Consider the following 21,375-nt stretch of genomic DNA (forward strand, 5'->3'; position numbering starts at 1 on the left):
TCTGATGTTGTCCGTTATTCACTCAAATAAAGTGTAAGTTCAGAGCCTTCTCGGGGGATCGTCATCGGATGATCGGAGAAGGCAATGCAGATGTCATCGCGCATCGCACAATGGTTGTTCCATCGGTCGGCACGGCTGGTAGTGGCTGTCACGCTGGCCATCTCGCTGGTGGCGGGGATTCACGGCATCACCACGACGCATGAGATCCGTACGGAATTCCGTACAGCTGCGTCGATATCCGTGAACAAACGAACGGTGGGAATTTCGGACAATGATCTCTATTTCTCCTATTCCGATCCGACGGTCGTCGCCAAGCACTTGAGCACCATCGCCGCTCTCGGCGTCAAGACGGTTCGTCTGGCTGTGCCCTGGGCTGCCTACGAGCCCGCCGACGGCGTCTATTCGTGGGCGCCCCTCGACGCGGTCGTGTCGGCGGCGGCGTCGCAGGGTCTCGGGGTGCTGGGGGTCGTCAACACCACGCCGGCGTGGGCGCGCGCCGCGAACACGTCGCTCTACGCCCCGCCGACGAACCCCGCCGATCTGGGGTCGTTCATGGGAGTCCTCGCCAAGCGCTATGTCTCGAAGATGACGGCCTTCGAGGTGTGGAACGAGCCCAACGCGGCGACCTCGTATTCGCCTGCACCCGACCCCGTCGGCTACACGGCCTTGCTCAAGGCGGCGTATCCGGCGATCAAGAAGGCCCAGCCGAGCGCCACGGTGATCGGCGGGGTCCTGGGGTCGACCATCACGTGGGGGAGTTGGACGCTCAATCCCGTCGACTTCGTGCAGCAGATGTACGCGGCCGGCGCGAAGGGATCGTTCACGGCCCTGTCGTTCCACCCGTACCAGTACTCGACGAAGTTCTCACAGGGTGCCTCGCTGGCGAACTCGCCCCTGAACCAGGTGACCGCGATCCGGAACCTGATGGTGTCCAACGGCGACGGCACGAAGAAGATCTGGGCGACCGAGTACGGCCTTCCCACCAACCAGGTCTCGGCCGCGCAGCAGTCGGACTACATCGACGACTTCCTGTCCACCTGGAGAACCCTCTCCTACGCCGGACCCGCCTACGTCTACACCCTCGTCGATCGCAACTCCGCCGACACCTCGGATCCGGAGAGCACGTTCGGCATCTACCAGGACAACTGGACGCCGAAACCGGCCGCAGCAGTGGTCGGGGCCGCGGCAACGAGCTGAGTTAGTACAGCGAAATCTGTACTATCGCCCCGTGGCGACCGCGGCGGCGACAGCAGACCAGGCACTCATCCGGTTCGGACATGCACTCTCGGACGGGACTCGATTGCAGATCCTGCTGCGCTTGCGGGAGGCCGGTGCACACCCGTCGGCTCTCGCCGACGCCATCGGCGTCTCGCGGCAGATCCTGTCCAACCACCTGGCGTGTCTGCGTGGGTGCGGCCTCGTCGTGGCCGTCCCCGAGGGCCGCAGGGTGCGTTACGAGCTCGCCGACGAGCGCATCGCCCGGGCTCTGGACGACCTCCGTGGTCTCGTTCTCGCCGTCGACCCCGCATGCTGTGCGGCCGCGGCCGTCGACGGCTGCTGCTGCTGGCCACCGGCACGCTGACCGCCGACCGCCGGGGTGTCCTGCGGGGACGGATCCGGTGGTTCGTCGCGGCGACCATCTCCTACAACGTGATCGAGGCGGCGGTGGCACTCACGGAGGGGCGCCGGGTGTCGTCGGGCGCGTTGATCGGGTTCGGTCTGGACTCGACCATCGAGGTCGCCTCCGCGGCCGCGGTCGCCTGGCAGTTCTCGGCGACGGACCCGGAACGGCGCGAGAAGGTGGCGCTCCGGATCATCGCCGGATCGTTCTTCGCGCTGGCCCTCTACGTGACGGTTGACGCGCTCCGTGCACTGGTGGGCGCACGGGAGGCCGAGCACAGCGTGATCGGCATCGCCCTCGCCGCCGCGAGCCTCGTCGTGATGCCGATCCTGTCGTGGGCGCAGCGCAGGGCCGGCAGAGAGCTGGGTTCGGCGTCGGCCGTGGCGGATTCGCGACAGACGCTGCTGTGCACCTACCTGTCGGCCGTGCTTCTCGTGGGGCTGCTGCTCAGTGCGACGGTCGGTTGGTGGTGGGCTGATCCGCTCGCGGCCCTCCTCATCGCTGCGATCGCCGTCCGAGAGGGTGTGAGTGCCTGGCACGGCGAGACGTGTTGCGCACCGATGCCCGGGCGGCCTGCCGACGACGCGTGTCCGTCCGACAGCTGCTGTCCCTGATCGGGTGCGCCTACGGTGAGAGGACACGTCCTCGGCGGTGGGAGTTCTCGTGACCTGGTTCCGCAACGCACTCCGTGGCGTCCTCGGCGGGTTCCTGATCTTCGCCGGGACCGCTCATCTGACGTTCGCACGCGACGAGTTCGACGCGCAGGTCCCCGGCTGGGTCCCGCTCGACACCGGGTTCGTCGTGGTCGCGTCGGGGATCGTCGAGATCGTTCTCGGCCTCGCGCTCCTGCTGCTGTACCGCCACACGGTCATCGTGGGGTGGGTCGTCGCGGCGTTCTTCGTCGCCGTGTTCCCCGGCAACATCGCCCAGTACGTCGACCACCGGGACGCGTTCGGTCTCGACACCGACAGTGCTCGACTCATCCGGCTGTTCTTCCAACCGCTGCTCGTCGCGTGGGCGCTGTGGTGCACCGGTGCCTGGGCCGCGGTGCGGCACCGACGGGCCGCCGTCACCGATTCCGTGTGAGGCATCGCCGCCTGACTCGCGACGAGAAAAGACCCGGACCGGGGATCCGGGTGCCGGCCGACGAGTCCCTCAGCTCAGCAGACGAGCGAGGTCCTCGTCCCAGCGCTCCATGCGGACGCGGTCGCAGCGGGTGGTGATCAGCGCCCGCAGGGCCAGGTAGATCGCGATGACGAGGCCGACGAGGACCACGGCGACGGCCACACCCGTGACACCCGAGTCGGCGCGGAGCGGGACCGGAGGCGTCGGCTCACCGAGCTCGTCGACCGTGAGCAGGAGCTTGCTCCCGGCCTCCGTGCCCGGCGGGACGGTGATCCGCCCGGTGTGCGGACGACCCTCGAAAGTCCAATGGGCCACGACGGTGTTGACGTCGTCCCGGCCGAGGGTCGTGGCGATCGGTGTGACCGGTGGCGCTGCGGTGTCGGTGGTCGCGTTGACCATCGTGATGACCGGCGGGGGCGCCTCGTCCTGGGACGCCCAGATGACGATGCCGGGCACGATCGCCAGCGGCAGCATCAGCAGGCCGACGAACCCGAGCAGCAGCTGGAGTCGGCGTTCGCGGATGTCGATGTCGCGCTCGAGGGGATGTCGACGAACCCGGTCCGTCCGTGCGACGGACCGACGGGGGTGCACCCTCCGCGTGGGCGGACGCTGATCGCCGGACATGGGCTCGCTCTCCTCGGGAACCGCAGGTGACGCTGTCTCCTGTCGAGGGTAAGCGATGTCTGGTTCGCGCATGCGGTGTCCGGGGGAGCCGGCCCTCACGCGACGTGTCGTGCCGCGGTCGCCACGAGGTCGTCGAGGGCGTCGGCGGCTCGTCGGGCCGAGCCGTCGGCGTTCATCGCCGCGGCGACGCCGTGTACACGGTCCCGCATCGTGATCGCTCGGTCGACGGCGTCGCGGAGGGTCTCCGCGGTGAGCGATCGCGGGACGAGACGGACGCCGACACCGGCGGCCTCGACGCGGACGGCGACGTCGCGCTGGTCGCGCCCGAACGGGACGACGACGAGCGGCACCCCGCGGGCGAGCGCCTTCTGTGTGATGCCCAGGCCGCCGTGGGTGATCGCCACGCGCGCGGTCGCGAGGATCTGATCGTGTGGGAGCAGGCGTGCCACGGTTGCCCGTGGGCGGGTCGTGAACGCGGCGGGGTCGTGGGCGCCGGTGGTGACGACGGTGTGCAGAGCGGTGTCGGCGAGGGCGTCGAGCGTGGTGTGGGCGAGCGCGGCGTCGGCCTGCACCTCGGTGGAGCACGTCACCAGCGCGATCGGCTCGGTGATCTCCGCGATCCGGGGATCGGGGTCGGCCGGTGGCCCCCACAGTGACGGACCGACCGTGACGACCGACGACGGCCACGTCGACGACGGATGTTGCAGCGGTGGTCCGCAGAGGCTGATGACCAGCGGCGCGCCGCGGACGATGTCCTCGGTGTGGCCGACCGGCGGCAGACCGCGGCGGTCGCGCAGGTCGTTCAGCGGCCGGAGGAACGTGCGGTCCCAGACGCCCCGCGCGACGGCACCGAGGGCGGCGTCGCGTGCGCGCCACACACGACCGGATCGCACGCGCAGGCCGAGCCCCGGCGGCGGTCCGTCGCCGCTCAGAGGCAGGAACGTCGGACTCCACATCGCCCACGGCAGGCCCGACGCCTCGGCGGCGAGATGCGCACCCGTCGCGGACACGTCGGCCATCACCAGGTCGGGAGAGTGCCGCGCGATGAGGTGGGAGAAGTGGTCGAACTCGGCGTCGGCGCGTGCGACCAGTCGGTCGGTCAGCGCACGGATGCCGCGGCCGGTGCCGTCGTGCTGGTCCCCGGGCGCCGTGTTCTTCAGCACCGGCGGCAGCGGCGACGCGTCGAGGCCGAGGTTCCAGAGCATCGGGACCTCGTCGGTGATCGTGGCGATGTGGACGTCGTGGCCACGGGCGCGCAGGGTGAGGGCCGTCTCGACGATCGGGTACAGCAATCCCCGCGCGGGCGACGTCATCGCCAGGATGCGCGTCACCGGGCACCTCCCACCGGGCAGGCGGTCGCGGTCGCGGCGCGGTTGCGCACGGCGCGTACAAAAGTGGGGTCGTCGCGCAGCGCCCAGTCCCGACCGACGAACGTGTGGCAGGCGCTCGCGTCGCCCGTGGTCGCGAGCAGGAACGCGGTCGCCGCGCCGGCGAAGGGGACGGTGCGCACAGGGTCGACGGTGATCAGGTGGGGTGCGCCGCGCGCGACGGCGAACCAGGCGGGTCCGTCGATGCGGTCCTGCACGAGCACGCCGATCGGATCCGGGCGCGATGTCCGGTCGGCGTCACCGGTCACGGTGAACGTCGGGACGTCGACGCCGGCGGTCACCGTGTAGACGTCGGGCTGGAGGGCGAGGACCGCGGTGAGCCGTGTCCCGCGGGGGAGCGTCAGATCGGCCGGGGTCGGCACGCCGCGACGGGACGCCCCGTCGAGTCCGGCGGCCTCGATCGCCTTCGTCGCGCCCGCGGAATGTCCGGCCAGGATGACCGACCGGGTGTCGATGCGCCCGAACATCGGTGAGCGCGGGTCGCGGCCCGCGGCGAGTGCCCGGCGGACGCCGTAGGACGGGCTCCCCGGGAGGATCTCCTGCCGGATCGTCGCGATCGCCACGACGAATCCGTAGCCGGCCCAGTGGCGGGCCAGCGCGGCGAAGTACCCGGGATTGGCGCCGTCACCGGGCACGAACACCACGAGTGGTCGAGGGCCGGGTGCCGTTGTCGGATACCAGAAGTCGATGCTGTTCGACGGACCGCCGATGACCGGTTGCGTGGTCGTGCACTGCAGCGCGGTGCGCGCACCCTGCCGTCGCGCGTCCGCGTTCTGCTCCGCAGCGCTCGGGCCGGCGCACGGGACGATCCGCGCGGTCGACGCGACGGCGAACGGCCCCGGGGCGGCGAGATCATCGCGTGCGACGCCGGGCGGTGTGGCGTCGGCGGGCGCCGTCACCAGACCGAGGCACACGAGGACGACGAGCGTGGCGACGACGATCGAGCGCGACATGGCATTCCTCGAACCGGACGTTCATTGACGTGAACAGACGGTGGGAAGGATAGGGCGACCGTGCGGTCGCTGCAGCGCGAGAGCATCTGCTCTCAGCGAACCCGGGCTTGCTTACTCCGTTAGCGTGTAATCATCTAATCACGCAACGAAGGAGCAATCATGACCAGACAACCGAGTCGCGGCGGAGGACGTCGCGGTGGGTGGCAGCAGGCCGAACTCCCCGACGCGGGTGACGCCTCCGCGTGGTTCGTCGGTCGCCTCCCCGACGACTGGTTCGACGGCGCCCCCGAGGTCGTCGTCGACCGCGACGAGATCACCGTGGTGGGCACGCTGACCGCCCCCGACGCCGACGGTGACGGCACCGCGGCAGCCCAGGGCCGAGCGTCGCGGTTCCGTGAGGACACACGCGCGCAGCGCATGACCATCGCCGACGAGGCACAGGCGCGCTACGGGCGCACGGTGTCGTGGGGTGTGCGGATCGATGATCGACGAATCATGTTCACGCACCTCGCCGTTCCGGTGATGACACGGCTCCGTCAGTCCGAGCGGCAGGTCCTCGACACGCTCGTCGACGCGGGTGTCGCGCGATCGCGCGCCGACGCGGTGGCGTGGTCGGTCAAGCTGGTCGGTGAACACACCGAGGCCTGGCTGGCGGAACTGCGGGAGGCGATGGACTCCGTGGACACCCTGCGTGCCCAGGGGCCGCAGATCTGACATCGCCGTCTCAGCGGTCCCGGGCGTCGTCGTCGGCGAGTGCGGCCAGCACCGCGCGGGTACGGCGGTCCCGACGAGTCCGCAGCGACTCGTAGACGTCCTCGCCCGTCCCGTAGGTGGACTCGACGGCGTCGACGAGACGTTCCATCGACGCGGGATCGGTGGCCGGGACGCCGGGTTCGATACCACCGGTCTGCGCGCCGACGCCGGCCAGCAGATGGCGGATCCCGCCCGGGCCTCCGCCGAGGACATTGCCCTCGAACAGCCCGATGGTCGCCCACCGCAGGCCCAGCGAGTTCTGCAGGATGGTGTCGAGGTCCGCGGGAGACACCACGCCCTGCTGGACGAGGTACCGCGCCTCGCGGGAGATGGCTGCCTGCAACCGGTTCGCGACGAAGCCGGGCATCTCCGTGGCGACGACGACGGGCTCGCGACCCAGCCCCCGGTAGAGCTCGACGGCGCGCTCGGTGGTGGACGCGACCGTGCGAGACCCGGGGAGGACCTCGACGAGCGGCATGAGTTCGGGCGGGTTGAACGGATGGCCGACGATCAGCCGTGCTGCGACGTCGTCGTCGAGGTCGGCGGCGATCTCGGATGCGGTGATCGACGAACTCGACGTCGCGAGGACGGCGTTCGCGGGGGCGGCCGCGCCGATCTCCGTGAACAGTTGCTGTTTGACCGGCAGCCGCTCGGGGCCGTTCTCCTGGACGATGTCCGCGTCGTGGACGCCTTCGGCGAGATCGGCGGTGGCCCGGACGTTCTCGTCGTCGCCGAACGCGGCGGTGACGATGTCGTGGAGATCGGGTCGGGGGTCGGTGATCGTGACGGTCCAGCCGTGGTCGCGGGCGAGTCGCGCCCACGAGATCCCGATGACGCCGGCACCGACGATCGCCACCGCGGTCATGACGCCACCCCCACGAGGCCGGTGAACGCACTGCCGGGAACCGTTGCGAGCACGTGCTCCTCGGGTGCGCCCGCACGGATCGGGACGGCGCGCACGGAGCCGTCGAGCGCGGTCACGTAGGCGACACCGGAGTCGATGTCGACGGCGAGCCCGATCGCCTCGGCGAAATCCTTCGCCAGGATCGTCGGTTCGACACCGAACTCACCGACGGCCGGAACGGGTGCGCAGTTCAAGGTGTTGCCGAACGGTGGAGCGCCGCGGTCGGTCCAGTAGAGGACCGACGACGTGTCGTCGAACCACAGGTCGATCGGCTCGGGGAGCTCCGACCACACCGTCTCGATGTCGGTGCGGGTCTCGGCGGTCTCCCCGGTGGGGATGTCGAGGCCGGCCCGGAAGATCCGTCCCGCATCGCCCTTGGCCGGGCCCTTCTGCGTCCAGTACAGGTGCCGCGATGTGGTGTCGACGGCGATCCCGACGCACTGGTCGCCGATGTCGACGAGACCGGTCTCCGGGTCCCGGGGGCGGACCACCAGATCGGTGACGTCGTTGCCGTCGACGGCAGCGCGCATGACGCGGCCGCCCTCGCGGTCGCACCAGTACAGGTGGCCGTCGGCGAGATCGAGCTGCTTGCCGGTGGTGATCGCACCGTCGGTCAGGACCGTGGTGATGTCGGAGCCGTCGGTGCGCGCAGAGCGGAGACCGCCGTTGCGGTCGGTGAAGTCGGCGCCGCCGTCCCCGCGCCGCGGGCGGCCCATGAGGGTCCACCAGATGCGGTCGGTGGTGGGGTCGCGGACGATCCCGTCCGGTGCCGAACCGGTCTCGGGGACGACGGTGCTCACCGTGCCGTCGAGGTCGATCCGACGGATGGCGCCGCCGGCGATGTCGAGGACGAGCAGATGATCGAACACGATGCGCTCCTCTCAGGCGGCGTCGGCGTTGTTGAGCAGCGCGCTCGGTGCGCGCAGCACGGAGTCGGACGCGACCGCACGGCGTCGTGCCGCCTCCACTCCGCCCAGTGTCGCGGTGATGCCGACGAGCCGGGCCGCGTGGTGACCGATCTCCGACTCGTAGGTCATGCCGATGCCGCCGTGGAGCTGCACGATCTCCTCGGCCACGCCGATCGCGGCGTCACACACGAAGACGAACGCGTCGTCGGCGGTGGACACGAGGACACCGACGTCGGCGGCGCCGTTCGCGACGGCTTCCGCGGTCGCGGTGGCGTACAGCGCCATCGACCGTGCCAGTTCGACCTGTGTGTAGAGGTCGGCGGCGCGGTGGACCAGCGCCTGGAACGTCGACAGCGGCACACCGAACTGCTTGCGGGACTTCAGGTACTCGACGGTGAGACGGAGACCGGACTCCATCAGACCGACGGCCTCACCGGTGACGGCGATGCGCGCCTTCGCGAACGCGGTGCGCAGTGCGGTCGCCGCGTCGGCGCTGCCGTCCCCGAGGAGCACACCGGGGGTGTCGGTGAACGTCACCTGCGATGCGTGGGTCCAGTCGGCGGTGCGGCCGTCGGACCGGCTGACGCCTGCCGCCGACGCCTCGACGAGTGCGACCTGGGTGCGGCCCCCGCCGTCGGCGACGGTGACGAGGAGGTGCGACGCCTGGTCGGCGTGCACGACAGGTGCTTTCACACCGGTGACGGTGACGGTGCCGTCGTCGGCGGCCGTCGCGGTGGCCGACGGGGTGGCGTCCCATGCGCGACCGGGCTCGGCGTGCGCGACCGCGACGATCGTCTCGCCGGCGGCGAGGGCTCCGAGCAGTTCCTTCGCCTGCGTCGGGGTGCCGAGGTCGGTGATGATCCAGCCGGGGAGGGCGACACCGTCGAGGAGGGGTTCGGTCGCGGCGTGACGCCCGATGGCCTGCAGGCTCGCGTAGAGCTCCACCGGTCCGGCTCCGACGCCGCCGTGGTCCTCCGCGATGGTGAGCCCGGTCAGTCCGAGTTCGGTGAGGGTGGACCAGGTGCGGGCGTTCCACCCGAGGTCCGACGACGTCGCGTTCGCGCGGCCGCCCATGGTGTAGTCGCGGCCGACGGCGGAGTCGACGGTCTCGAAGAGGAGTTGCTGGTCGTCGTTCAGGTCGAGGTTCATGTGTTCTTCTCCTACGTCCGTGTCGCTCAGAGTCCGAGGATCGTCTTGGCGATGACGCCACGCTGGATCTCGTTGGAGCCGCCGAAGATCGACAGCTTGCGCAAGTTGAGGTACTGCGCGGCGGAGGCGGTCGCTGCCGCGTCGGCGGCGAGTTCGCCGTCGGCGGAGACCATCGCCCCGTCGGAGCCGGCGCCCGACATCCGCAGACGCGTCAGCGCCTGCAGGGTCTGGGTGCCCTCCATCTTCAACAGCGACGAGACGGGGCTCGCCTGGCCGTTCTCGGATGCGCCGGTGACACGCAACTGTGTCGCCTCCAGCGCCAGGAGACGCGTCTTCAGCGAGTGCATCGACCCCCGGAACGCGGCGTCGTCGGCGAGAGTGCCGGACCCCGTGTCGGTCTCGGAGGAAGCGGCCGCCAGGTCGGCGTAGATCCGTTGCGAGGTGCCGACCTGCGCGATGCTGTTGCGTTCGTTGCCGAGCAGGAACTTGGCGTAGGTCCAGCCCTTGTTCTCCTCACCGACGAGGTTCTCGGCGGGGACGACGACGTCGTCGAAGAAGAACTCGTTGACCTCGGCGCTGCCGTCGATCAGACGGATCGGGCGGCGCTCGATCCCCGGGGTCGTGAGGTCGAGCAGGAGGAACGAGATCCCCTGCTGCTTGCGGGGCGCGTCGGGGTTCGTCCGTGCGAGCACGAACATCCAGTCGCCGTACTGCCCCAATGTCGTCCAGGTCTTCTGGCCGTTGAGGACGTAGTGGTCACCGTCGCGCCGCGCGGTGGTCTTCAGTGACGCGAGGTCGGAGCCGGCCTCGGGTTCGGAGAATCCCTGCGACCACCAGATGTCGAGGTTCGCCGTCGCGGGCAGGAACTTCTCCTTCTGCTCCTGCGAACCGAACTCGGCGATGATGGGGCCGACCATCGAGACGTTGAACGCGAGCGGCTGTGGCACGGCGGCGCGTTGGAGCTCCGAGCCGTAGATGTGCGACTGCGTCGCGCTCCAGTCCTTGCCACCCCACTCGGCGGGCCAGTGCGGGACGGCGAGGCCGTGGCGGTTGAGGATCCGCTGGCTGGTGACGATGTCGTCGTGGGTGGTCTGGTTCAGCGCGCTGCGTCGGCGGATGTCGGCGGGGATCTCCCCGACGAACACCTCGCGCAGGCTGTCGCGGAACTCGATGTCGGCACTCGAGAGTTCGAGGTCCATGGTTCTCTCCCTTGGTCGTTCGGGTGGAGTGGGCGGTGCGATCCGGCGGCGGTCTCAGGCCGGGGCGCGGACGCTGCCCAGCACCTCGTCGGTGCTGGCTCCGGCGCGCTCGGCGTGACGGCGGTAGCTCGTCGGGGTGGCCGAGAAGTGCAGCGGGTTCGCGATCACTCGGATGGTCCCCTCGGTCGGGTGCTCGACCTCGGTGATGAGGTCCATCTCGCGGACGTACGGGTCGTTCGGGAGGTCCGCGATGTCGACGACGACGCCGTACGGCATGTCGTTGGCGGTGAGGTACTCCTCCCACTCCGCGGTGGTCTTGCTCTCCGAGTGCGCGAGGACCTTCTCGATCCCGGCGGTGAAGACGGCGCGGTCGATGGTCGGGGAGTCCCAGGCCGGATCGGCCGCGTCCTCGTCGAGTCCGGCGCCGACGAGCAGTTTGCGGACCGCCTCGTTGGTGTACGGAACGGCGGCGATCGCGCCACCGTCCTTGGTGCGCATGGCGGCGTGGGCGCCGGTGAGGCTCAACGGGTTGCCCACATCGCCGGCGGCGGGGACGAACACGTCGCCGGCCATGTGCTCGACCAGGTTCACCGCGATCATCGCGTCGGCCATCGCGAGTGCGACGTGCTGACCCTCGCCGGTGCGCTGCTGGTGGTAGAGCGCGGCCAGGATGCCGTTGAGCAGGTAGAGCGCAGCGGTCTTGTCGGCGATGAAGGTCGGCATGAACTGCAGCGAGTCGCCGGCGCGGTCCTGGAGGCTCACCAGACCGGACACCGCCTGGATGACCTCGTCGTAGGCGGGGCGGTTGCCCTGCGAGGACTGCGGTGCGAACCCCTGTGCGTGCGCGTAGATCAGGTGCGGGAAGCGGTCGTGCACGGCGTCGTAGTCGAGGCCGAGACGTGCCAGGGCGCCCGCCCGCATGTTGGTGACCAGGACGTCCGCGTCGGCGAGGATCGCGAACAGGTCGGCGAGGCCCTCGGAGTCCTTGAGGTTGAGGGCGACGCTGCGCTTGTTGCGATTGACCTGCATGTAGAGCGGCGCCATGCCGGGATTGCGCCCGGTGTTGGCCGGCGAGGTGCGGGCGGTGTCGAAGGGTGGCTCGATGCGGATGACGTCGGCACCGAAGTCGCCGAGGATCTGGGTCGCGTACGGGCCCATGACAACCGTCGAGATGTCGACCACGGTCACCCCGGCGAGCGGCCCGGTGGCCTCGGTGGGGGTGTTCTGCTGCACGGTCATGTGCGCTCCTTCGTCCGGTCGTGTTCTGTCGCTGTCTCCGACGCTAGGTCGTTACCGCAGGTAAAGGAATGTCCGATGGCCTCAGGCTGGTGTGTCCACGGCGATAACACCGGGCGTAGCGTGTGACCGGTGGAGATGCACCACCTGCGTTACTTCCTCGCCGTCGCGCGGGAACTGAACTTCACCCGGGCGGCGAAGTCGTTGAACATGTCGGTGCCACCGCTGAGTCAGCGGATCCGGACCTTGGAGCGCGAACTCGGCACTCCACTCTTCGACCGGTCCACCCACCACACCCGACTGACGGCGGCCGGAGAGTCGCTGCTTCCGTTGGCGACATCGGTGGTGTCGGATTTCGACGCGATCCCGCGGCTCATCGGGCAGGGTGCCGTTCGCGAGCAGGTCCGGCTGGCGGTCCCGGACGTCCTCAACCCCCGCCACCGACGAGCGCTCGGCGACGCGATCCGCGACCTGGAGTCGCAGTGGGCCATCACCCTGCGACAGATGCCGTCGCTGGACATGGAGTCCGCGCTCCTGAGCTCGTCGATCGACATCGCCATCGCCCACGTCGGGACGACACACCCGACGCTGTCGTCGCGCGTGCTCTACAGCGAGCCCCTCGCGGCCGTCGTCGACGCGTCACGGTTCCCCGAGCGGACGTCGCTGACGACGCGGGATCTGCGTGGCATGCGCTACATCCAGGGTCCGCGTCACTGGGATCTCGGTGCGGGCCGGACCGATCGACTCGCTGCCGCGGGTGCCGTGATCGACACCGACGCCCAGTTCAGCGACATCAGCGGCATGCTCATCTTCCTCCGCAGCACGGCCGCGTTCACCGTCGTGCCGATCGAGTCCGAAGCAGTCGCCTCCCTCGACCGAGACGAGTACGCGGTGCTGCCCGTCGACGACATGCGCGAGACCTTGACCACCTACCTGCTGCGTCGGGCCGCCGACTCCTGGCTCGATCCCGTTGCGGCCGTGCTCGGTACGGCTGACGCGCGTCCGGACTGAGTCAGCCGCGGAGTGATCCGGCGCTCACCGGTCTCGGGGTTTGTCGCGTCGGCGCCACCGATCGCGCAAAAGACTGGCGAGCGGCCGCCGTCGAGGTGGACCTATCGGCCGGTGACGTGCTCGTGTGCGTCGGTGACGACCTCCTGCAGGCGCTCGGTGACGAGGCGGGTGACCGCAGCGGCGGACGGGGCACGCTCGGCGTCGAGCCGTAGGGGTTCACCGATGACGACCACCGGTCGGGAGTGACGCCGGGAGCCTGTCTGTTGCGGATAGGCCAGACCGATCGTGACCAGGACGGGCGTCGCCACCCCGAGATTGCGTGCTCGAACGGCGATGTGGCCCACCCCGCTGCTCATCTTCTGGAGACGCGCGGGATCCCCGGTGTTGCAGGTGCCCTCGGGGAAGATCGCGATCGCGTCGCCGCGCGACATCCGCTCGCCGCACACCTCGAACAGCTGATGGGCGGCGGCCACGGCGGCGCGGACGTCGTGGTCGGAGGGTCGGAACACGGGGATGCCGCCGAGGGCATCGATCTTCGCCCGCTGCTCGGCGTCGGCGAAGAGCTCGTCCTTCGCCAACACCCGCATGTGTCCGATGCGGGCGCGCAGCGGGGAGAGGAACCCTGCCGCTGCGAGGACCAGCGGGTCGCGCTCGCTGACGTGGTTGACCGCGATGAGCATCGGGGTCTCCGACGGGGTCCGCACGATCTGCTCGAGTTGCCGTCGTGCAGCGCCGACGTAGTGGACGCGCGGGCGGTGTCTCCAGGCCAGGAGTGCATACATCGCACGTGCGCGCGCCACGGACTGCTGATGGGTTCGGTAGTGCGCGTAGACGCGGTCGGCCCGGGCGAGTTCGATCTCCACGAACCTACGGTAGCGTAACTTACGCATGCGTAGGTGCGGTTCCTCGCTTGTCCCTGATGGCCGCGGATGATGAAGTCACCCCGTGACGCACACCCCGATCGCCGCCGCGAGATCCGACGCACCGGCATGACGTGGCTCCTCCTGCTCGGCGCGATCGTGGCCGAGGTCGCGGCGACGTTGTCCCTGAAGGGGTCGCAGTCGCACCCGGCGCTCTACGTCGTGGTCGCGGTCGGGTACGCGGCCGCGTTCACCTGCCTGACGATCGTCCTGAAGCGGGGTATGGCGCTCGGCGTCGCATACGGCATCTGGGGTGCGGGCGGCGTCGCCCTCACCGCGATCCTGTCGTGGGGCGTCTTCGGTGAGTCCCTGACGCCGGTGATGATCGTCGGGATCGTGCTCGTCATCGCGGGCGTCCTGCTCGTCGAGACCGGCTCGACAGAAGAGTCGCCGTCGTGACCGCCTACCTGTTCCTGATCCTGGCGATCGTGTCCGAGGTGCTCGGCACGCTGTCGCTGCGGGCGGCCGCCACCGGGCGCCGGATGTTCTACCTCGGCGTCGCCGTCGGGTACGTCGTCTCGTTCCTCGCGCTGATCGGCACATTGCGTGCGGGTCTCCCGCTCGGCGTCGCCTACGGCATCTGGGCGGCCGCCGGTGTCGCGCTCACCGCGCTGGCGTCGCACGTCCTGTTCTCCGAACCGCTGACGCGCCGCATGATCGCCGGCATCGGACTCATCGCCGTCGGCGTGCTGGCGATCGAACTCGGTGCGGCGCCGACGTTCACCGAGGTGCCGTGAGCAGGGGCGATGCCTGCGTGTCAGGACATCGCCCCTCGAACACGGATCAGTTCCAGCGGTTCAGCAACTCCGTCGCGCGTTCGGCGAGGGTCGCCTGGAGCAGGGGGCCGAAGCTGACCCGTGCGACGCCGAGCGCCGCGAGTGATGCTTTGTCGTTCTTCGCCGGGTGGCCGATCGCGTTGACCGGCTTCGTGAGCTCGGCGGTGAGGCGCTTCTGGACTGCGTCACTGTGGAATCCGACGGGATACAGCACGTCGGCGCCGGCCTGGGCCGCGAGGTTCAGGCGCGCGACGGCGCGATCGACACGGTCGGCCTCGTCGCCGACCTGCTTGAGGAACAGATCGGTGCGGGCGTTCACCACCACGTGGACATCGGTCGCGTCGGACGCGGCTCGCAGGGCGCCGACGAAGTCCGCGTGCTCCTGCGCCTCGCGCAGTCGGCCTCCCTCGCTGTGCACGGTGTCCTCGATGTTCAGTCCGACGGCCCCCGCGTCGACGAGACCCTCGATGAGGCGTTTCGGGTCCTCGCCGTACCCGCTCTCGATGTCGACCGAGATCGGGACGTCGACGGCTGCGGTGATCTGCCGGATGCGGGTGAGCACCTCGTCGAACGTGAGGCCCTCGTTGTCGGGCTTGCCGATGGAGTCCGAGATCGGGTGGCTGCCGACGGTGAGGGCGGTGAAACCGGCGTCGACGGCAAGGTTCGCCGACCAGGCGTCCCACACGGTCGGAAGGATCACCGGGTCACCGGGTCGGTGCAGTTGAAGGAGGGTTGTCGCCTTGTCGGCCAGGGTCGTCATGGCGGGGACAACGAGCGTTCTCCGGGGTCCATTCCCGACATCCCATCATCTGAGAACGAACGTTCTCCCGCGTGCCCGGGGAACGATGGGGACATGGCAGCACGACATGAGTTCGAGAAGGTCGACGCCGACTGGGCAGCGCGGGCACCGGTGCGGTTCGACAGCACCGTCGAGATCGAGGCGTCGCCCGAGAAGGTCTTCGACGTCCTGGTCGACGCCGAGGCACTCCCGCACTGGGCGAAGGTGGTCCGCCACGCCCGGTGGACGTCGGGCGAGCCCTACGGGGTCGACTCCGAACGGACCGTGAAGATGGTGGCCGGTCTGACCGGCTACGAGAAGTTCCTGGTCTGGGAGCGCGGGGAGCGCCTCGTGTTCCGGTTCGACGCGACGTCGTCGTCGATGCTCACGGCGTTCCTCGAGGACTACCGCATCGAGCGGACGTCGACGGGGTGTCGCCTCACCTGGATCGTCGGGATGGCGCCCGGGAGCACGGTCGCCCGACTCGGTGTGAAAGCCGGACGCCCCGTCGTCGCCGCCATGCTGCAGCGGTTCGTCGACGCACTGCCCGCGGTGGTCGCCGAGCGCGGGTGAGTGGTCAGAGCCCGAGGTCGCGGGCGATGAGCATCAGCTGCACCTCGGTGGTCCCCTCGCCGATCTCGAGGATCTTCGAGTCCCGGTAGTGACGGGAGACGGTGTACTCGTTCATGAACCCGTAGCCGCCGTGGACCTGCGTCCCGTCGCGGGCGTTGTCCATCGCTGCCTCGGACGCGACCATCTTCGCGATCGACGCCTGGCGCTTGAACGGCTTGCCCGACAACATCAGTGCCGCAGCATCGTAGTAGGCCGTCCGCGCCGTGTAGGCGCGGGCCTGCATGCGCGCGATGGTGAAGGCGATCGACTGGTTCTTCCCGATCGGCCGCCCGAACGCGCTGCGGTCCTTCGCGTATCGCACACACTCGTCAACGCACCCCTGTGCCACCCCCGCGGCGAGGGCGGCGATCGCGATGCGGCCCTCGTCGAGGATCCGCAGGAAGTTGGCGTATCCACGACCTTCCTGGCCCAGGAGATTCTCCCGTGGGACACGGACATCGGTGAACGACAGCGGATGCGTGTCCGACGCGTTCCACCCCACCTTGTCGTAGGCGGGTCCGACCTCGAATCCGGGTGTGCCGCTGGGAACGATGATCGTGGAGATCTGCTTGCGGCCCGCGCTGTCCGTACCCGTGACGGCGGCGACGGTGACGAGCGCGGTGATGTCGGTGCCGGAGTTGGTGATGAACTGCTTGGAGCCGTTGATCACCCACTCGTCGCCGACGAGTCGCGCGGTCGTCGCAGTGCCGCCGGCGTCGCTGCCCGCACCCGGTTCGGTGAGACCGAACGCCCCGAGCGCCTGGCCCGACGTCAGCCGCGGCAACCACGTCTGCTTCTGCTCCTCGGTGCCGAACCGATGGATCGGCATGGCGCCCAACGACACCGCCGCCTCGAGGGTGACCGCGACGCTCTGGTCGACCTTGCCGAGCTCCTCCAGCGCGAGACAGAGCGCGAAGTAGTCACCGCCCATGCCGCCGTACTCCTCGGGGAACGGCAGACCGAACAGGCCCATGTCGGCCATGCCCTTGACGATCTCGTAGGGGAACGAGTGCTCGCGATCATGCTCGGCCGCAACGGGTGCGACGACGGATCGGGCGAAGTCCGCCACTGTCGCCGTCAGGTCGCGGTAGTCCTCGGGGAGGTCCTCCGTGCTCAGGAACCCGCTCATGCCTGTTCTCCCTCCGGCTGTACGTGCACCAGCACGTCGCCCACCTTCACCTGGTCGCCCACCGCGACGACGACGTCGATGACGCCGTCGACGACTGCGGTGAGCGAATGTTCCATCTTCATCGCCTCCACGACGGCGACGACCGTCCCGGCCGTCACCGCCGACCCGGCGTCCACCGGCAGTGCGATCACGTTCCCGGGCATCGGACTACGGACGTCGGTGTCGCCGGTGATCGACCGTGTCGTCTCGCCCCGCTCGGCGTCGACGCGCCGGACCGGCCAGCAGCCACCGGTGCGTGCCACCCAGGTGAGGGCACCGAACGATGCCAGCGAGTACGCCCGGCGGCGGCAGTCGACGGTGACCTCGGCGGTCACGACATCCACTGTGCTCGTGACGATTCGGACCGACGCAGTGTGCCGCTCGTCGTCCAGCGCGACCTGCAGGTCGTCCAGGCTCCCGCCGACGGTGAGGACGCGTGTGGTGGCGTCGTCACCGAGTTCGATCCGCTCGGTCGCTGACGGGCCGTTGAGGCGCCAGCCGTCCGGTCGTGACCACGGTTCGTCGTCGCCCTGCCATCGCAGTGCCGCGTCGATCGCAGCGATCGCGACGAGGACGTCGTCGGGAACACCTGCGGTCGCGTAGGACGCGGCGACCACGTCGAGGAGAGCGGTGTCGAGCCGGCCGGCACGGACCTCGTCGTCGGCCAGGAGGAACCGCAGGAAGTCGACGTTGGTGCCGACGCCGAGGAGCGCCGTGTCCGCGAGGGCGCCGTCCAGGCGCGCCAGCGCGGTCATGCGATCCGGTCCGTGCGCGATCACCTTGGCGAGCATCGGGTCGTAGTTGCCACCGACCTCTGTCCCGTCCGCGACACCGGAGTCCACGCGTACGCCGGGGCCGTCGCCGAACCGGGCGCGCGCGACCGTTCCTCCGGTCGGCACGAAACCGTTCGCCGGGTCCTCTGCGTAGACCCGCGCCTCGACGGCGTGTCCACGCAGGACGACGTCGTCCTGGGTGAGGGTCAGCGGTTCGCCTCGCGCGATGTGTACCTGCCAGGCGACCAGGTCGATCCCGGTGACCATCTCGGTGACCGGGTGCTCGACCTGCAGGCGGGTGTTCATCTCCATGAAGAAGAACTCGTCGGGTGCGTCCGCGGAGACGATGAACTCGACGGTGCCGGCGCCGGTGTACCCGACACTGCGCGCCGTCGCGCACGCTGCCTCACCGATGCGCGCCCGGGTCGCTGCGTCGAGCAGTGGGGAGGGGGCTTCCTCGATCACCTTCTGATGGCGGCGCTGCAGGCTGCACTCGCGCTCGCCGAGGTGGATCACGGCGCCGTGCTCGTCGGCGAGGACCTGCACCTCGATGTGCCGGGGCCGGTGGACGAACCGTTCGAGGAACAGGGTGTCGTCGCCGAACGACGACGCGGCCTCACGGCGGGCTCCCGCCAGCGCCGCGGGAAGGTCTGCGGCACTCTCGACGACCCGCATCCCCTTGCCGCCGCCGCCGGCTGACGGCTTCACGAGAACGGGGAATCCGATCTCGGGCGCCGCGGCGATCAGGTCGTCGTCGGTGAGACCTGGGCGCGAGATGCCGGGCACCACCGGGACGCCGTGGCCGGTGACGGTGGACTTCGCGGTGATCTTGTCGCCCATCACCGAGATCGCCTCGGTCGACGGGCCGATGAAGACGATCCCTGCCTCGGTGCAGGCGCGGACGAAAGCGGCGTTCTCGGAGAGGAATCCGTATCCGGGGTGGATCGCGTCGGCGCCGGTCGCACGGGCGGCGCCGATCACCGCGGCGATGTCGAGGTAGCTCTCCCGTGCGGGCGGCGGACCGATCCGGACGGCGTCGTCGGCCGCGTGCACGTGCGGCGCATCGCTGTCGGCGTCGCTGAACACGGCGACCGATCGGATCCCCATGTCCCGCAGGGTCCGGATGACGCGGACGGCGATCTCGCCGCGGTTGGCGACGAGGACGGAGTTGATCTGTCGGCTCATGCGTTCACATCCGGAAGACGCCGTAGGAGACGGGTTCGAGTGGCGCGTTGGCGCAGACGCCGAGCGCGAGGCCGACGACACGACGGGTGTCGAGGGGATCGATGACGCCGTCGTCCCACAAGCGGGCGGTTGAGTAGTAGGGGTTGCCCTGCCGCTCGTACTGCTCGCGGATGGGTGCCTTGAAATTCTCCACGTCCTCGTCGGACCAGGGCTTCCCGGCGGCGTCGAGTTGGTCGCCGCGGACGGTCGCGAGGACCGAGGCGGCCTGTTCGCCGCCCATCACCGAGACCCGCGCGTTCGGCCACATCCACAGGAAGCGAGGCGAATACGCCCGCCCGCACATGGAATAATTGCCGGCCCCGTAGGAGCCGCCGATCACCACGGTGAGCTTGGGGACGCGCGCACATGCGACGGCGGTGACCATCTTCGCGCCGTGCTTGGCGATACCGCCTGCCTCGTAGTCGCGGCCGACCATGAAGCCGGAGATGTTCTGCAGGAACAGCAGTGGGATCGACCGCTTGTCGCACAGCTCGATGAAGTGCGCGCCCTTGAGTGCCGACTCCGCGAAGAGCACGCCGTTGTTCGCGATGATCCCGACGGGGTGGCCGTGGATGCGGGCGAATCCCGTGACGAGTGTCGTCCCGTAGAGCTCCTTGAACTCGTCGAACGACGACGTGCCGTCGGCGCGGCCGTCGACCACCCGGGAGATGACCTCGCGGACGTCGTACGGGGTGCGGAGGTCGACGGGGACCAGGTCGTAGAGCTCGTCGGGATCTGCAGCCGGAGGCTGTGTCTCGACGACCTCCCAGGGGGACGGATCGCGAGGGCCGAGTGTCGCGACGATCGATCGGACGCGGTGCAGGGCGTCGCGGTCGTCGGTGGCGAGGTGGTCGGTCACACCGGAGGTCTGGGAGTGCAGCAGGCCGCCGCCGAGCTCTTCGGGGGTGACGTCCTCACCGGTTGCGGCCTTCACGAGCGGCGGGCCGCCGAGGAAGATCGTGCCCTGATCGGCGACGATGACGGCCTCGTCGCTCATGGCGGGGACGTATGCGCCACCGGCGGTGCAGGATCCGAGCACGGCCGCGATCTGTGGGATGCCGCGGGCGCTCATCGTCGCCTGGTTGAAGAAGATGCGGCCGAAGTGTTCGCGGTCCGGGAACACCTCGTCCTGCATGGGGAGGAAGGCGCCCCCGGAGTCGACCAGGTAGATGCACGGGAGGCGGTTCGCCGCAGCGACCTCCTGGGCACGCAGGTGCTTCTTCACGCTGATCGGGTAGTAGGTGCCACCCTTCACCGTCGCGTCGTTCGCCACGATCAGGCATTCACGGCCCGACACCCGTCCGATGCCGGCGATCATTCCGGCGCCCGGACATGCGTCGTCGTACATCTCGGTCGCGGCGAGCGGCGACAGCTCGAGAAACGGGCTGCCGGGGTCGAGCAGGGTGTTCACCCGATCGCGCGGGAGCAGTTTCCCGCGCGCGACGTGCCGCTCGCGAGAAGCGTCCGAGCCACCCCGGGCGGCTGCTGCGGTGCGCTCGCGGAGGTCGGCGACGAGACGCTGGTGCTCGGCGCGATTGAGCGCGCGATCGACCGGCACGACGACCCCCTCGACTCAGTTAACGACTGATAACTGAGTGCACTCTACGTCGGCCAGGGCGGGACTGTCCATGGGCATCGCAGGTGTGGAGATCAGGAATCGTCACGTCGGTCGCGTCCTGCCCTGAGGCGCGCCTTCTTCTGTCGGTTTCCGCAGGTGTTCATGTCGCACCATCGACGGGTGCGGCTCTGACTCGTGTCGAAGAACGCGGCACGGCAGGTCGGCGACGCGCACAGCGCAAGACGACCGTCGCGTTCGCCGGCGACGATCGCGATCGCGTCGTCTGCGATCAGGCTCAACGCGTCGTCGACCGCTGCGTTCTCGAGCCGCCATCGGCGTCTGCCTTCGGTGGTGAGTTCTGCCCATGCCTGGCCGTTCGCACTTGCGAGGTTGATGACATCTACCTCCGCCTCCGGCAGGTCTCGCCCCGACGCAGCGGCCGTGGCCACGGCGTGGATGGCCTCTCGGAGTTCGCGGGCGCCGCGGAGGTCTGTCTCGCTGCAGGAGTCGACCGAGAAGCCGTACACGTCCAGCCAGTCGGCGAGTCGACGTGGAGTCGGGATCCGCTCCACCGGTACGCCGTGGCGTTCGGAGAGTGTCCCCGTGAAGGACGTCGCCACGACGGTCCCCAGTCGGAACTCGGGAGTGCGAGATGGCATGGAACCACCTTAGGTGGTTGCACCAGGGCCGCCGGA

General features: G+C 69.6%; 23 protein-coding genes. 9 read left to right on the forward strand and 14 right to left on the reverse strand.

Annotation, left to right across the window (positions count from 1 at the left end; genetic code table 11):
- Window positions 1-255 precede the first annotated feature (255 nt).
- From ACXVUM_RS09275 to ACXVUM_RS09290, 4 genes are read left to right on the forward strand one after another with little or no spacing between them, the layout of a single operon-like run.
- Window positions 256-1,197 (forward strand): cellulase family glycosylhydrolase, encoded by a 942-nt coding sequence (locus ACXVUM_RS09275; RefSeq protein WP_458521524.1) that lies wholly within the window; start codon window positions 256-258, stop codon window positions 1,195-1,197.
- Window positions 1,198-1,228: 31 nt separating this feature from the next.
- Window positions 1,229-1,582 carry an ArsR/SmtB family transcription factor gene (locus ACXVUM_RS09280; RefSeq protein WP_458521525.1) on the forward strand — a complete coding sequence of 118 codons (354 nt, stop codon included), beginning with the start codon at window positions 1,229-1,231 and terminating at the stop codon, window positions 1,580-1,582.
- On the forward strand, window positions 1,528-2,235 hold the full coding sequence (locus tag ACXVUM_RS09285; protein WP_458521526.1) for a cation transporter: 708 nt from the start codon (window positions 1,528-1,530) through the stop codon (window positions 2,233-2,235). Before ACXVUM_RS09280 ends, ACXVUM_RS09285 begins: the two co-directional genes overlap by 55 nt.
- A gap of 49 nt (window positions 2,236-2,284) precedes the next feature.
- The gene (locus tag ACXVUM_RS09290; RefSeq protein ID WP_458521527.1) at window positions 2,285-2,707 is read left to right on the forward strand and encodes a DoxX family protein; all 423 of its coding nucleotides are present in this window, start codon (window positions 2,285-2,287) and stop codon (window positions 2,705-2,707) included.
- A gap of 69 nt (window positions 2,708-2,776) precedes the next feature.
- On the opposite strand, the gene ACXVUM_RS09295 is transcribed toward ACXVUM_RS09290, so the two are convergent.
- The 3 genes from ACXVUM_RS09295 to ACXVUM_RS09305 form a co-directional block, all read right to left on the reverse strand.
- Entirely contained in the window at window positions 2,777-3,370 is a 594-nt protein-coding gene (locus ACXVUM_RS09295; RefSeq protein ID WP_458521528.1) for an Rv1733c family protein, read from the reverse strand.
- A gap of 95 nt (window positions 3,371-3,465) precedes the next feature.
- Window positions 3,466-4,701, reverse strand: a complete 1,236-nt coding sequence (locus tag ACXVUM_RS09300) for a glycosyltransferase (protein ID WP_458521529.1) — start codon at window positions 4,699-4,701, stop codon at window positions 3,466-3,468.
- Window positions 4,698-5,711, reverse strand: a complete 1,014-nt coding sequence (locus tag ACXVUM_RS09305; RefSeq protein ID WP_458521530.1) for a poly(ethylene terephthalate) hydrolase family protein — start codon at window positions 5,709-5,711, stop codon at window positions 4,698-4,700. Before ACXVUM_RS09305 ends, ACXVUM_RS09300 begins: the two co-directional genes overlap by 4 nt.
- Before the next feature lie 159 nt (window positions 5,712-5,870).
- On the opposite strand from ACXVUM_RS09305, the gene ACXVUM_RS09310 reads away from it, so the two are divergent.
- Window positions 5,871-6,425, forward strand: a complete 555-nt coding sequence (locus ACXVUM_RS09310; protein ID WP_458521531.1) for a hypothetical protein — start codon at window positions 5,871-5,873, stop codon at window positions 6,423-6,425.
- 10 nt (window positions 6,426-6,435) lie between these two features.
- On the opposite strand, the gene ACXVUM_RS09315 is transcribed toward ACXVUM_RS09310, so the two are convergent.
- Genes ACXVUM_RS09315 through ACXVUM_RS09335 form a run of 5 tightly spaced genes read right to left on the reverse strand, consistent with a single transcriptional unit; the run spans window position 6,436 to window position 11,863 of the window.
- Entirely contained in the window at window positions 6,436-7,329 is an 894-nt protein-coding gene (locus tag ACXVUM_RS09315) for a 3-hydroxyacyl-CoA dehydrogenase NAD-binding domain-containing protein (RefSeq protein ID WP_458521532.1), read from the reverse strand.
- Complete coding sequence (locus ACXVUM_RS09320; RefSeq protein WP_458521533.1) at window positions 7,326-8,237, reverse strand: hypothetical protein; 912 nt, start codon at window positions 8,235-8,237, stop codon at window positions 7,326-7,328. The genes ACXVUM_RS09315 and ACXVUM_RS09320 overlap by 4 nt, the downstream gene beginning before the upstream one ends.
- A 12-nt stretch (window positions 8,238-8,249) precedes the next feature.
- Window positions 8,250-9,425 (reverse strand): acyl-CoA dehydrogenase family protein, encoded by a 1,176-nt coding sequence (locus ACXVUM_RS09325; RefSeq protein WP_458521534.1) that lies wholly within the window; start codon window positions 9,423-9,425, stop codon window positions 8,250-8,252.
- A gap of 26 nt (window positions 9,426-9,451) precedes the next feature.
- The gene (locus tag ACXVUM_RS09330; RefSeq protein ID WP_458521535.1) at window positions 9,452-10,624 is read right to left on the reverse strand and encodes an acyl-CoA dehydrogenase family protein; all 1,173 of its coding nucleotides are present in this window, start codon (window positions 10,622-10,624) and stop codon (window positions 9,452-9,454) included.
- 54 nt (window positions 10,625-10,678) lie between these two features.
- A complete protein-coding gene (locus ACXVUM_RS09335) occupies window positions 10,679-11,863 on the reverse strand; it encodes a CaiB/BaiF CoA transferase family protein (RefSeq protein ID WP_458521536.1) in 1,185 nt (394 codons plus the stop codon).
- Window positions 11,864-11,998: 135 nt separating this feature from the next.
- On the opposite strand from ACXVUM_RS09335, the gene ACXVUM_RS09340 reads away from it, so the two are divergent.
- On the forward strand, window positions 11,999-12,871 hold the full coding sequence (locus tag ACXVUM_RS09340) for a LysR family transcriptional regulator (protein WP_458522838.1): 873 nt from the start codon (window positions 11,999-12,001) through the stop codon (window positions 12,869-12,871).
- 101 nt (window positions 12,872-12,972) lie between these two features.
- Here ACXVUM_RS09340 and ACXVUM_RS09345 read toward each other — a convergent pair whose 3' ends face one another.
- Window positions 12,973-13,734 (reverse strand): lysophospholipid acyltransferase family protein, encoded by a 762-nt coding sequence (locus tag ACXVUM_RS09345; RefSeq protein WP_458521537.1) that lies wholly within the window; start codon window positions 13,732-13,734, stop codon window positions 12,973-12,975.
- Window positions 13,735-13,860: 126 nt separating this feature from the next.
- Between ACXVUM_RS09345 and ACXVUM_RS09350 the strand changes: the two genes are divergently transcribed.
- Together ACXVUM_RS09350 and ACXVUM_RS09355 are read left to right on the forward strand one after the other, a co-directional pair.
- Entirely contained in the window at window positions 13,861-14,190 is a 330-nt protein-coding gene (locus tag ACXVUM_RS09350; protein ID WP_458522839.1) for a DMT family transporter, read from the forward strand.
- Window positions 14,187-14,528 carry a DMT family transporter gene (locus ACXVUM_RS09355; RefSeq protein WP_458521538.1) on the forward strand — a complete coding sequence of 114 codons (342 nt, stop codon included), beginning with the start codon at window positions 14,187-14,189 and terminating at the stop codon, window positions 14,526-14,528. Before ACXVUM_RS09350 ends, ACXVUM_RS09355 begins: the two co-directional genes overlap by 4 nt.
- A 46-nt stretch (window positions 14,529-14,574) precedes the next feature.
- Here the strand turns inward: ACXVUM_RS09355 and ACXVUM_RS09360 are convergent, their stop codons facing one another.
- Window positions 14,575-15,327, reverse strand: a complete 753-nt coding sequence (locus tag ACXVUM_RS09360; protein WP_458521539.1) for an isocitrate lyase/PEP mutase family protein — start codon at window positions 15,325-15,327, stop codon at window positions 14,575-14,577.
- A 93-nt stretch (window positions 15,328-15,420) separates the two neighbouring features.
- On the opposite strand from ACXVUM_RS09360, the gene ACXVUM_RS09365 reads away from it, so the two are divergent.
- Entirely contained in the window at window positions 15,421-15,918 is a 498-nt protein-coding gene (locus tag ACXVUM_RS09365; RefSeq protein ID WP_458521540.1) for an SRPBCC family protein, read from the forward strand.
- A 4-nt stretch (window positions 15,919-15,922) separates the two neighbouring features.
- Here the strand turns inward: ACXVUM_RS09365 and ACXVUM_RS09370 are convergent, their stop codons facing one another.
- From ACXVUM_RS09370 to ACXVUM_RS09385, 4 genes are all read right to left on the reverse strand, one after another.
- Window positions 15,923-17,086 carry an acyl-CoA dehydrogenase family protein gene (locus ACXVUM_RS09370; protein WP_458521541.1) on the reverse strand — a complete coding sequence of 388 codons (1,164 nt, stop codon included), beginning with the start codon at window positions 17,084-17,086 and terminating at the stop codon, window positions 15,923-15,925.
- Complete coding sequence (locus ACXVUM_RS09375) at window positions 17,083-19,083, reverse strand: acetyl-CoA carboxylase biotin carboxylase subunit (protein ID WP_458521542.1); 2,001 nt, start codon at window positions 19,081-19,083, stop codon at window positions 17,083-17,085. The genes ACXVUM_RS09370 and ACXVUM_RS09375 overlap by 4 nt, the downstream gene beginning before the upstream one ends.
- 4 nt (window positions 19,084-19,087) lie before the next feature.
- The gene (locus tag ACXVUM_RS09380; protein WP_458521543.1) at window positions 19,088-20,680 is read right to left on the reverse strand and encodes a carboxyl transferase domain-containing protein; all 1,593 of its coding nucleotides are present in this window, start codon (window positions 20,678-20,680) and stop codon (window positions 19,088-19,090) included.
- A gap of 92 nt (window positions 20,681-20,772) precedes the next feature.
- The gene (locus ACXVUM_RS09385; RefSeq protein ID WP_458521544.1) at window positions 20,773-21,339 is read right to left on the reverse strand and encodes a CGNR zinc finger domain-containing protein; all 567 of its coding nucleotides are present in this window, start codon (window positions 21,337-21,339) and stop codon (window positions 20,773-20,775) included.
- Window positions 21,340-21,375: the final 36 nt, after the last annotated feature.

The organism is Williamsia sp. SKLECPSW1 (assembly GCF_054332755.1).

Coding starts and splice junctions, on each gene's coding strand:
- ACXVUM_RS09285 (WP_458521526.1), top strand. CDS start 1,528: ATGCTGTGCGGCCGCGGCCGTCGACGGCTGCTGCTGCTGGCCACCGGC.
- ACXVUM_RS09295 (WP_458521528.1), bottom strand. CDS start 3,370: ATGTCCGGCGATCAGCGTCCGCCCACGCGGAGGGTGCACCCCCGTCGG.
- ACXVUM_RS09305 (WP_458521530.1), bottom strand. CDS start 5,711: ATGTCGCGCTCGATCGTCGTCGCCACGCTCGTCGTCCTCGTGTGCCTC.
- ACXVUM_RS09310 (WP_458521531.1), top strand. CDS start 5,871: ATGACCAGACAACCGAGTCGCGGCGGAGGACGTCGCGGTGGGTGGCAG.
- ACXVUM_RS09315 (WP_458521532.1), bottom strand. CDS start 7,329: ATGACCGCGGTGGCGATCGTCGGTGCCGGCGTCATCGGGATCTCGTGG.
- ACXVUM_RS09325 (WP_458521534.1), bottom strand. CDS start 9,425: ATGAACCTCGACCTGAACGACGACCAGCAACTCCTCTTCGAGACCGTC.
- ACXVUM_RS09330 (WP_458521535.1), bottom strand. CDS start 10,624: ATGGACCTCGAACTCTCGAGTGCCGACATCGAGTTCCGCGACAGCCTG.
- ACXVUM_RS09335 (WP_458521536.1), bottom strand. CDS start 11,863: ATGACCGTGCAGCAGAACACCCCCACCGAGGCCACCGGGCCGCTCGCC.
- ACXVUM_RS09340 (WP_458522838.1), top strand. CDS start 11,999: ATGCACCACCTGCGTTACTTCCTCGCCGTCGCGCGGGAACTGAACTTC.
- ACXVUM_RS09350 (WP_458522839.1), top strand. CDS start 13,861: ATGACGTGGCTCCTCCTGCTCGGCGCGATCGTGGCCGAGGTCGCGGCG.
- ACXVUM_RS09360 (WP_458521539.1), bottom strand. CDS start 15,327: ATGACGACCCTGGCCGACAAGGCGACAACCCTCCTTCAACTGCACCGA.
- ACXVUM_RS09365 (WP_458521540.1), top strand. CDS start 15,421: ATGGCAGCACGACATGAGTTCGAGAAGGTCGACGCCGACTGGGCAGCG.
- ACXVUM_RS09370 (WP_458521541.1), bottom strand. CDS start 17,086: ATGAGCGGGTTCCTGAGCACGGAGGACCTCCCCGAGGACTACCGCGAC.
- ACXVUM_RS09375 (WP_458521542.1), bottom strand. CDS start 19,083: ATGAGCCGACAGATCAACTCCGTCCTCGTCGCCAACCGCGGCGAGATC.
- ACXVUM_RS09385 (WP_458521544.1), bottom strand. CDS start 21,339: ATGCCATCTCGCACTCCCGAGTTCCGACTGGGGACCGTCGTGGCGACG.